At 37.2% G+C, this 5,852-nt stretch carries 4 protein-coding genes; 2 read left to right on the top strand and 2 right to left on the bottom strand.

Going from position 1 to position 5,852, the window contains the following annotated elements:
- Window positions 1-309: 309 nt before the first annotated feature.
- Window positions 310-1,725: an FAD-dependent oxidoreductase gene (locus tag Q1K78_RS16845; RefSeq protein ID WP_300181543.1), complete on the bottom strand. Its 1,416-nt coding sequence runs from the start codon at window positions 1,723-1,725 to the stop codon at window positions 310-312.
- A gap of 182 nt (window positions 1,726-1,907) precedes the next feature.
- A complete protein-coding gene (locus tag Q1K78_RS16840) occupies window positions 1,908-2,141 on the bottom strand; it encodes a hypothetical protein (RefSeq protein WP_300181541.1) in 234 nt (77 codons plus the stop codon).
- A gap of 167 nt (window positions 2,142-2,308) precedes the next feature.
- Here Q1K78_RS16840 and Q1K78_RS16835 point away from each other — a divergent pair, with 167 nt between their 5' ends.
- On the top strand, window positions 2,309-3,955 hold the full coding sequence (locus Q1K78_RS16835; protein ID WP_300181539.1) for an ABC-ATPase domain-containing protein: 1,647 nt from the start codon (window positions 2,309-2,311) through the stop codon (window positions 3,953-3,955).
- Between the two features lie 269 nt (window positions 3,956-4,224).
- Window positions 4,225-5,589 (top strand): YjiH family protein, encoded by a 1,365-nt coding sequence (locus Q1K78_RS16830; RefSeq protein WP_300181537.1) that lies wholly within the window; start codon window positions 4,225-4,227, stop codon window positions 5,587-5,589.
- Window positions 5,590-5,852: the final 263 nt, after the last annotated feature.

Below are 5,852 nucleotides of genomic sequence, written 5' to 3'. Positions count from 1 at the left end.
CAACAAAAAAACGAAATAATTCAATTAAATTATTTCATTTTTTTATCACCGTATGGCATAAGATATTATGGACCACTGTTATCTTCAACTAATTCATATATTTAAGGAATATAACTGCCCGTAATTATCAACAATTACTCTTAATTTTACATACCTTTTCTTTTATATTTATTTTAGGTAAATACCAAGGCGCTAAATTATGTTGTCATGATTCTGCACCTTGGTACATTGTGAATATGACGGCAAAGCCTAACTTATCTCTATATTGGTTCGTCGTACGGTTATTAGGTCTATTCTTAAGTTCTCGTATCAATAAAACATGGCTAACTCTGCTGGATACCCTCTTTCAATTGCTAAAGTTTCAGCACAACTCGCTATTTCAGCTGCGGATAATTCAGGTAAGTTTTTTTCTTTCTTGTTGAGCTCAAGAATTTTTCCGATCTCTTTTGCACAAGCAATAGCGGAAGAGGCTTTTACTATTTCTGCTCTAAAATAACCGTCTTCAGTATAAGAAATATTTGCAGCTCGTAGTGTTACATCGACACCAGGGATCTGTTGTGCGCCATATAAAGGCTTACCCGCAGGAGTTGCTTCAATAAAATCAGGCATAAATTGAGAAATATGATGAATAGCTCTTTTGGTTCTTTCAGTTTGAAGTGAAATATCCCAGCCAGTGGTTAACTTCTTATTAAATGCATCAGGTAATTTAGGTTGAGCAGAAAGATCACAAGAGCCTGATAAACCATCTTTAAATAAAGTAATCTCTTTCGTCATACCATGCAATTGAAAGTAACCATTCGGATATGGGGTAAATTGTGCCATTCCTTGTGGGGTTCCACGTTCTCCATGAAAGATAATCTCAGGCCATTTACCAAATTGAGATTTATCCCATTGAGCAACATAAGCGGCTTTAAATTCAACCAACCTTTTTCGATGCTTGTTTGCTAAATCATCAAGAATACCTGTTTTAAAGCCCGCGCTATTAATAACATAATCAAATTGACTAGAATATTGTTGTTCTGAATGTAAATAACTTAGCTCCCATAGGGAATTGACGTCTTTATTTACCGTTCTAGACAGTTTATTCACACTTGAAGAGAAATGTAATTTTAAGTTATCCAGGTTCGATAAGGAGAGTTGAGCTGTCGCAGCCATACGAAAAACACTCAAACCATATTCTTGAACAAGTGCAATTGGGTATTTTAATTCGTTTAAATCTACTTGATTTGCAAATGCGATTAACCAATCATCAAGCGACGTTGGATTTTGTGTTGGTGTTCGCAGTGCTATTTTCTCTAAATCTGTTTTGTTGTACGTTTTGAAATAGCCTTCAGCAGGTCCAAACACTTGATTATCACTGTCTTGTAGAATTAATTGCGCATAAGTTTGTTGTAATAATTCTAATCTAGGCAGTAGTTGTTCTGGTTGCCCTGGGTCACTTTTAGGAACAGCGATAACGGTAGGACGAATATTCACGGTATGAGGAAAATAACGAACAGTTTCGATAGACTCGATTAATAAGGTGACGCATTGCTCATCGGAGATCTCCCTGTAAAGATTCCCTCCCGCATGAAGATGGCAAATAGGTGGACCATTAACTAAACTTATGCCCTCCTCGAACACTTCAATATCGAGGTCATATTGTGATAAATACATAGCAATACTGGAGCCTGCAATACCACCACCGATTATGGCTATTTTCTTACGTAGGTGCGTTTTATCCATCTTATTTTTTCTACCCAAGGCTATTTTTTTATTGACTTAGTTATTTTACTTCGCGCTACAAAAAAATAATAGGATATAGTAAAAAAAAGCTTGATTCATAGATAAATTCCTTTAGATTCAATGAATTAACCTGTTATTTAAATAGTTACCCACAGAAATTGTGGATAACTGTGAGTAATTACCTATCCCAAGAGGGTTAAATTTAAAATTCGAACCACAACACCAAGAAAAAATGAGCTGACGCCAATCCGGTACCACTTGTGTTCTTGTACTGATAAATCAATTCGTTTAACAAATAAGACACATGCTCCGCCCCAATCAGACGTTCTTCTTCCGTACTGAGTGATCGCGAGTAATAAACAGATGATCCCAGCCCCTATTAAAAGATTTTCTATAAGAGTCACAATAAGATTCATGACGGTACTCCTTTACATATTATGAGCGCTACTATGACTTGAAAGCCGTAAATATGTAAATTAGCCAATAGTCTTAGAGTTATTTTCAACATCAAGAGGAAAGATGTTCTTATTCTGACGAGGATTTTGTTATACTGCTCACAACTTTATTTGATAATGTGAATGTAATGGAACATCTTGAAGCCAAGCTAAAAAAATTAGAAAAAAGAAACTACCGTAGTTACACCTCTATTAAGGGTGAGTACGATTTTACCGACTTCACTTTGTATATTGATAACGTTCAATCTGACCCATACGCTCCGCCTTCTCGTCTTCGAGCGAAACGTGCTTGGTCATTAACTCATCTTCAGTGGTTACAAGAGACGTCTCTTGATTATCAGCGTGCTGCACGTGATTTCCTTGCTCGCCACTTTAGTTCATTACTTGAGAAAGACGCAACACTATCTATTGCATTATCAGGACAAACTGTTTTAGACCATACTTCTGTTATTTTTGATGATGAAGGTATTGAACTTCGCTATAACATGAATCTACCGGCTGATGGTCGTGAGATCTTGGCTAAACGAGCGATTAATATTTTGACATTTCATATGCCAAAATACGTTCGTCGTACTTTATTAGCTCGTGAGTTGCCAATTGAAGAGCTTAAAGAACATTGTAAAGTGATTGTTGACCAAGTAGCGCTTCGTCGTCAGCTTGCTGAACACAACTTAGTTGCTTTTGTTGCTAACGGCAGTATTTTACCTCGTATCGCAGGTAATAATGATCGTCCAATGAAAGAGGCTATTGCTTTCCAAAGCCCGGCGTCTTTAGAGATTGAATTATCAACACCAAACCGTGGCCTGATCAAAGGTATGGGCGTGCCAAAAGGGATCACGCTTATTGTAGGTGGTGGCTTTCATGGTAAATCGACGTTATTGAATGCATTAGAGCGCTCTATTTACGATCATATTCCAGGTGATGGTCGTGAATATATTGTAACGGAAGAGTCGACCACCAAAATTCAAGCGGAAGATGGACGTTGTGTTCATAGTTTAAATCTATCAAACTACATTAATCATCTGCCAATGGGTAAAGATACTACATGTTTCTCTACTCAAGATGCGTCTGGTTCTACATCACAAGCTGCATGGCTTCAAGAATCACTAGAAGCTCAAGCGCAAACGCTACTAATTGATGAAGATACTTCTGCAACTAACTTCATGATCCGTGATGAACGTATGCAAGCCTTAGTTAATAATGGTGCAGAGCCTATCACTCCATTAGTTGATCGCATTGGTCAACTGCGTGATGAAATGGGGGTTTCTACTATTTTAGTTATGGGTGGTTCTGGTGATTACCTTGATGTTGCTGATACCGTGATTCAAATGCATGATTACCAAGCGGTTGATGTCACTAAAAAAGCAAAAGAAGTGGTGATATCTCACCCTACAACACGTGTTAGAGAAGGTTCTGAGCATTTACTTCCTACTCAAAATCGTCAACTAAATCGATCTTCTCTTCAAGCAATCCTGCAAGAAGGTAAATTCCGTATTCAAGCAAGAAACAAGAATACATTGCGTTTTGGTCGTGAGTTAGTTGATATTACCGCAATGTCTCAGCTGCAATCGTCTGCACAGGTTCACGCTATTGGTTGGATGTGGTTCCAGTTATCTCAAACTCCGGGTTGGGAATTGAATCCTATCGAGTTTATCGCTCAACAACTTCATGATAACTGGCACGAATTAATGCCTAAACATGGTGACTTAGCTAAACCTCGCGTGATTGACGTAATGGCAACATTAAATAGAATGCGTGTAGCTGACTTTAAGTAATTTATCTATCAATTTAAGCCTCCGATTACGGGGGCTTTTTTTATATTTAATTCTGACTAGTTAACAAAAAACAAACAATTCAATTGTATTTTGAACAAAGAGTATTAGTTAATACTGGATGAAAATGAATAATTACTTTTTTTTAATGAATAGTATTCCACTTTTAAAAAAAACAGTGTACTCTCCATATTACTGAATGAATACGGAAGTTTAGTGAATAATAATGCGAAGGATTAGCTTTTTATTAACTAGTAGTAATTGAGAGATTTATGCAAAATTCAAGTGAGATACCCCAAATGAGTAAGAAGAATCTTCTAATGTTTCTTATCCCATCGTTAATTGGTTTGTTCCTATTTATGGCGCCGATCACTTATAACGGTGATATCACCATTCCTGTTGCTGTACTAGCAAAATCGATACAAGTCTTATTTGGTGAGCACTTAGTTGCAATCGTTACAGGCATCGTTATGTTTATGTCTGCGATTACCATTCTTGCTAAAATCGTTAAGCCTAGCATTATCACAAATAACACCTTCTTATTTGGTTTACTTAACCCTACTCCTCTTTGGTTTGTGGTTCGCTTAATTGGTGGCGTAGCTGCTGCAATGGTTTACTTTCAAATAGGGCCTGAAGCAGTTTGGGAACCAAATACAGGTGGTTTAGTTCTTAATGATCTTTTACCTGTTCTTTTCTCTGTATTTATTTTTGCAGGATTATTACTTCCTTTACTACTTAACTTTGGTTTATTAGAATTATTTGGTGCTCTTCTAAGTAAAGTAATGCGCCCTGTTTTCAATTTACCTGGCCGTTCTGCCATTGACTGCATGGCTTCTTGGTTAGGTGATGGCTCTGTTGGTATTCTTCTAACAAGTAAGCAATACGAAGAGAAGTTTTATACTCAACGTGAAGCAGCAGTTGTTGGTACTACATTCTCTGCAGTATCAATTACCTTTAGTTTAGTTGTTATTGCGCAAGTTGAATTAGAAAGCTATTTCTTACCATTCTACTTAACAGTATGCTTAGCAGGTGTTGTTGCTGCAATCATTATTCCTCGTTTACCGCCTCTTAGCCGTAAAAAGGATTTGTTTATTGATGATACTGAACGTGCTGCTGATGCTGAAGTTATTCCTCAAGGTTACACGACTTTCACTTGGGGTCTTGAGCAGGCGATGAATAAAGCCTCAAAAGTAACGTCTATTCGTAGTGTATTTGCTGAGGGTATTAAAAACGCAGTTGATATGGTTTTTGGTGTATTACCAGTTGTAATGGCTCTTGGTACTATCGCTTTAGTTATCGCTGAATATACGTCTGTGTTTTCTGTGTTAGGCCAACCTTTCATTCCTTTTTTGGAATTACTTGGTGTCCCTTATGCTGTAGAAGCATCTCAAACGATTGTGGTTGGTTTTGCTGATATGTTTATTCCATCAATCATCGCCGCTTCTATTGACAGTGAGATGACTCGTTTTGTTATCGCTGCGATGTCTGTAACTCAGCTTATCTATATGTCTGAAGTTGGTGCTCTATTACTTGGTAGTAAGATTCCTGTAAACATTTTTGAGTTATTCGCAATCTTCATTCTACGAACTCTCATCACCTTACCTGTTATTGCTGGTATGGCACATTTGATTTTCTAATCTGTTAATGATTATTAGTGATGTATATAAAGGCGACCTCTTATGGGGTTGCTTTTTTAGTTAATTACATATTCTGTGATTGTTATGTGCTTATATAACGGTGTTTTTCAAGATAGTTGACACTCTTTGTTTAAATTTCATGCTACCTTTCCCGTATCTTCGTCGGGCACTTTATCTGGATTCAACATTACCGCACCAATTGGTTCATAGTTTCTTATTCCGTTAGGCCAGCGGATGGGATTTCTCTCTTGCGCAGCTTCTAG

This window comes from uncultured Aliivibrio sp. (genome assembly GCF_946479765.1).
GTDB lineage: Bacteria > Pseudomonadota > Gammaproteobacteria > Enterobacterales > Vibrionaceae > Aliivibrio.
Note: the sequence above shows the minus strand (reverse complement) of the source record. Positions and strands in the feature narration are given on the sequence as shown.